We start from the raw sequence: 4,381 nt of genomic DNA, 5'->3' as shown, positions 1-4,381 counted from the left end.
CAAGAGCCCTTGGTTACTTGGGGCTTTTCCAAGTGACTCGCCGTAAGGGCGAAACCATAAGTAGCCGTTACCGCAGGAATGGATATGTACTCCGTCGGCTGCGATTTTTCATCTTAGACCCAGGCCACCGCCAACAACCCCGCCCCCAGCACCACACACAAGGGCGAGTAGACCCAGGTATCCAGCCGGGCAAACCTCGACCCCTTGACCTCCTTGAAAAACCCCACCAGCTCCGAATCACCAATGGCCCGGGCAAACAACAAAAGCGCAATGGCGCTGATCACCCACTGCAACCCTCGATGATCCACCTGCGGCAGCCACCAGCCAACCCGCAAGCACACCAACAGGGCAATGATCAGCAACCCCGCCGCCACCAGCATCATCATCCAGCCACGGGGATGGAAGGCCGGCTGCAACCGCGCACCGCCCTCCACCGGCACCTGCGGCACCACCGCCACGGCGGCCCATTCACCACCCAACGCCCAATACACGTGTACCAGAGCGATCGCCGAAATTATCGTCGCCAGCCATTGAGCCAACACGAAGGTCATGGTCTGAAATCCTTGAAAGGGATTTGAACAGACTCATCCTAGTCGGCTTTTTTTGTAGCGCACGCCACGACGCCAGCGACCCGACCAACGCAACACATGGGCCATTTTTGCAGCCGGCATCTACAGGGAGGCAGACACCTTGTCCGCGATCTCCTTGGGCAACCAGGCCTTCCAGACTTCTGGATGCGCCTTCATGAACGCTTCGGCGGCCTGACGTGGTGGCGTGTGTTTTTCACTCATGTCGGCCAGCGCCCGGTTCAACGGGTCGATGGGGAAATCGACCTTGGCGAAGAACTCGGCGATCTGCGGGTACTGCTTCTGGAACGGCGTGGACACGCCGATGGACAGCTTCGAAGGCAGCGATCGGGTCGGTTGCGGATTCGGGTTGTCGGCGTCGGTCAGGGTTTTCCAGGCCTGCGCATCGAAGGGCGGCTCCTCCAGCTGGATCAACTTGAAGCGACCGAGCAGCGGCGTGGGCGACCAGTAATAGAACAGCACCGGTTTGCCCCGGCGGATCGACGAGCTGATCTCTGCATCCAGCGCCGCACCCGAACCGCTGCGAAAGTTCACAAAGCTGTCATCGAGCCCGTAGGCCTTGAGCTTCTGCTTGTTGACCACTTCCGAGGTCCAGCCGATGGGGCTGTTTAGGAAGCGTCCCTTGTTCGGGGCTTCCGGGTCCTTGAACACGTCCTTGTACTTGGGCAAATCCGTGACACTGCGCAAGTCCGGCGCCAGCGCCTTGATGCCCTTGGCCGGGTCGCCCTTGATCACGTACTCCGGCACCCACCAGCCTTCGGTGGCACCCTTGACCGTGTCGCCCAGGCTCACGACCTTGCCTTCGGCCTCGGCCTTGACCCAGACCGGGCTGCGCCCCGCCCACTCCTCACCAATGACCTGGATGTCATTGTTGGCCAGGGCGGTTTCCAGGGTGATGGTGGTGCCCGGCAAGGTGTCGGTCGGCAGCCCGTAGCCCTTTTCGACGATGATCCGCAGGACATCGGTGATCAGGCTGCCGCTTTCCCAGTTGAGGTCGGCGAAGTGGATCGGGGTGCTGGCAGCGAGCACCGGAACGGGTGACGCCAACAGTCCGAACGTGGCCACGACAGCGGCCAGCAACCGGCGAATGCCTTTCATGCTTGTGCACCTCGTGCTGTTCACAGCAATAGCAGGATGGCCTTGCGACGACCGCGAAGCCTCTGAATACTCAGTCAACTGACTGTAGTAGAGGTTCCTGCTTTCGAGGGACGTGGATCAGCTTTCACCCATTGCCTGCAGACGGGCCAGCTCTCTCCTGACCATGCTGGCGTATGCCGCAGGTCGCAACGCGTAGATCTGCGAGGCCACCCAGTTCAACCAGGCACCCTGCAGGACAGCCTTTTGCTCAAACAGACGCAGGGCCTCGGCTTGCGCACTGGCCTGGTGCTGCTGGTGGAAATCGGCGCGGGGCAGGTCCACTACTCACTGGCCTTGAACGTCACCAGTTCACCCTTGCGCCACTTGGCGGCCTTGCCGGTCACGGCCTTGAGGGTCTTGGTCAGGCCTTCCTGCAGTTGTTGGTGTGCGGCGAACACCGTCACCACATTGTGGCCTTCCTTGAACAGGATGGCCTGGCCGTCAGCGGTGGTCACGAACGCGTAATCGCCCAGGCCGTAGACTGTCAGTTTGATGTCGCGGAACTTGATTTCCAGTTTGCCGCCTTCGCGGCTCGGCAACACCGACGCACTGAAATGATCGCCGACCTTGAGTTTGAGTCCCGGCTTATCGTCCACCACCAGCGCTGATTCGGTGTCGATCTCGGCAATGTAAATGCCTTCAGCGTTCTGTTCGGTAATGTAAACGAAACGTGACTGAAACTGTTTAACCAGCTTTGCGCGCAAATCACCCAGCACAAACAAAGCATGCATATCGAGATTACTTACTGCCAAGGAAACATCCCCACATCTGAAAATGACGCCGCACGCGAAAAAAGCGCACGGCCAAAAAAAGCGGCAATGCCGAGGTGAAGCCAGATAACCCGGGTTGAGATCCCGGATGAGCAGAGCGCTCATCCCTCTCGAAGCTTGAGCAGATTACTGGATGCCGCTCACATCGTCTCGCGCGGCGTTCGACAAAGGCTGAAGGAAAACGCCCTTGGAACGGCCAGAGAAATACGGACTATCAACTTTAGGGAAAAAACTCTTATAAAAAAGCACTTTTCTTACATATCGCCAGCCGGAAATTGCTTTAGATAAGCCCTGTCCACCCACCAGTGACGCTGATTCTAGAGCAGCGATGCTCACCGAGACTACCCATGACGACGTACATTACGTCGGCAAACCCAAGAAAAGGACTTCATATGTGCACACTGACACACTTTGCCCATCCCCAGGCATCTTACTCCAACACCCCGGCTTCCCTGCACCCCGCGGTGTTTCTTGCTGCCGAAGCCGCCCCCCGGGCCCCTTCGCCGCCACGATTTCACGTGGTCCTGGCGGGCAACGCGTTCTTTCATATCAAGGAAACTTCCACTGGGCACGTAAGAGGTTTCCGCGGTGATCATAACCAGGCCTGCGCCCTCGCCCGGGCACTTGAGTCACGTATGTGACACTTTCGTGCCGTTTTCCCTGGCAGGTTTCGCCAGGCCTGCGACTTTACTCAGCCGCAGGCAGGCAACTGCTGCCATACTGCCCGACCAATCAAACGCGCCTTCCCGTGGCGGGCGCGTTAAACAACAATATTTTTCATGGGATGGCCGCAACGTGACGGAATTTGATATCGGCGAGTTTTTCATCCGGGGCGAAGCCAGAGAGATCGACGGCGAGTTCCAGGCCGTGATCGTGATGCGCGCCAAGCCGCCGCTGAAAACCGTGACCTATCATCAGGTCGAGAAAGATCGCTGGTTCAAATCCTCCGACATCGCCGCCCTCGCCGCACAGGAATCGGCCAAAGAACTGAAAGCCGCCGTCGATGCAGGCGCCTTGAAAACCTGACACGCGGATTTGCGGTCTATGCTCACTGCTGCGTTTGCACATCGTTTTCGAACTTACTGAAGCACGGCTCCCTCAGATTTAACACAGTCGTTCTTCATATCATTTATTCGACGCGACCGATGACCTGCGAGGAGATCAAGATGGAATCACCGACCCACGACTTGAAAGGCTTGTTCGACCAGCTCGGCCTGGACTCCAGCCAGAAAGCCATTGACGATTTCATTGCCAGCCATTCCCCCCTGCCCAACGACAAAAAACTCATCGATGCCGAGTTCTGGACCTCCCAACAGGCAGGCTTCCTCAAGGAACAGCTGCGTGAAGACGCCGACTGGGCGCGGGTGGTCGACGACCTGAACCTGCGCATGCATCAGCGTCACTAGCCTCAGGCACAGTGCAGGTTGCCTGGCGTTTCGGCGCGCAATTGCGCCAACCAGGCAGCCTTGCACTCTTCGGCTTCATTGCGACTGGAATAAGCGGTGCCACGGCGTTCGCCATTGAGCAGCACCACCCAGCAGATGCTTTGCCCCAACGCCCGCAGATTGGCGGGTACTCCACTGCCGATCATGACCGCGACATCAACCTTACTGTGCATGTTGCGCCTCGAACTCCGTTAGCAACCTAACTAATACAAGTATGGTAACGACTTCACAGGCGCGAAAACAATAACGTCTTTGTACAGCTTAGTTACCTGAATTGTAATAATCGCCGTCCGTCATCGTAATGGTGTTGGTTTTAGGTGGGGGCTGCAGGAGCGTATTTGAATTGGGTGTATATCCGTTGCTGCGGTAACGGCCACTTAGGGTTTCGCCCTTACGGCGAGTGACTTGGAAGAGCCCCAAGTAACCAAGGGCTCTTGCCCCT

At 58.0% G+C, this 4,381-nt stretch carries 9 protein-coding genes; 3 read left to right on the top strand and 6 right to left on the bottom strand.

Features of this window, described 5'->3' with window-relative positions; genetic code table 11:
- Positions 1 to 113 precede the first annotated feature (113 nt).
- From PMI35_RS06090 to PMI35_RS06105, 4 genes are all read right to left on the bottom strand, one after another.
- The gene (locus tag PMI35_RS06090) at positions 114 to 551 is read right to left on the bottom strand and encodes a DUF3995 domain-containing protein (RefSeq protein ID WP_008064270.1); all 438 of its coding nucleotides are present in this window, start codon (positions 549 to 551) and stop codon (positions 114 to 116) included.
- A gap of 120 nt (positions 552 to 671) precedes the next feature.
- Positions 672 to 1,685: an ABC transporter substrate-binding protein gene (locus PMI35_RS06095; protein WP_008064269.1), complete on the bottom strand. Its 1,014-nt coding sequence runs from the start codon at positions 1,683 to 1,685 to the stop codon at positions 672 to 674.
- Between the two features lie 117 nt (positions 1,686 to 1,802).
- Complete coding sequence (locus PMI35_RS06100) at positions 1,803 to 2,006, bottom strand: hypothetical protein (protein ID WP_008064262.1); 204 nt, start codon at positions 2,004 to 2,006, stop codon at positions 1,803 to 1,805.
- Positions 2,006 to 2,476, bottom strand: a complete 471-nt coding sequence (locus tag PMI35_RS06105) for a hypothetical protein (protein ID WP_008064261.1) — start codon at positions 2,474 to 2,476, stop codon at positions 2,006 to 2,008. Before PMI35_RS06105 ends, PMI35_RS06100 begins: the two co-directional genes overlap by 1 nt.
- Before the next feature lie 410 nt (positions 2,477 to 2,886).
- Here PMI35_RS06105 and PMI35_RS35525 point away from each other — a divergent pair, with 410 nt between their 5' ends.
- The 3 genes from PMI35_RS35525 to PMI35_RS06115 all read left to right on the top strand — a co-directional run bounded on the left by PMI35_RS35525 (position 2,887) and on the right by PMI35_RS06115 (position 3,900).
- Complete coding sequence (locus PMI35_RS35525) at positions 2,887 to 3,135, top strand: hypothetical protein (RefSeq protein ID WP_008064259.1); 249 nt, start codon at positions 2,887 to 2,889, stop codon at positions 3,133 to 3,135.
- Positions 3,136 to 3,289: 154 nt separating this feature from the next.
- Positions 3,290 to 3,520, top strand: a complete 231-nt coding sequence (locus PMI35_RS06110; protein ID WP_008064250.1) for a hypothetical protein — start codon at positions 3,290 to 3,292, stop codon at positions 3,518 to 3,520.
- Positions 3,521 to 3,660: 140 nt separating this feature from the next.
- The gene (locus PMI35_RS06115) at positions 3,661 to 3,900 is read left to right on the top strand and encodes a DUF2789 domain-containing protein (protein ID WP_008064247.1); all 240 of its coding nucleotides are present in this window, start codon (positions 3,661 to 3,663) and stop codon (positions 3,898 to 3,900) included.
- Between the two features lie 2 nt (positions 3,901 to 3,902).
- Here the strand turns inward: PMI35_RS06115 and PMI35_RS06120 are convergent, their stop codons facing one another.
- The gene (locus PMI35_RS06120; RefSeq protein WP_008064245.1) at positions 3,903 to 4,112 is read right to left on the bottom strand and encodes a hypothetical protein; all 210 of its coding nucleotides are present in this window, start codon (positions 4,110 to 4,112) and stop codon (positions 3,903 to 3,905) included.
- Between the two features lie 88 nt (positions 4,113 to 4,200).
- A partial coding sequence (locus tag PMI35_RS35520; protein ID WP_238543205.1) for a hypothetical protein occupies positions 4,201 to 4,381 on the bottom strand: 181 nt, incomplete at its 5' end.

The organism is Pseudomonas sp. GM78 (assembly GCF_000282475.1).
Lineage (GTDB): Bacteria > Pseudomonadota > Gammaproteobacteria > Pseudomonadales > Pseudomonadaceae > Aquipseudomonas.
The sequence above is the reverse complement of the archived record's forward strand: the minus strand, read 5'-3'. Positions and strand labels throughout refer to the sequence as shown.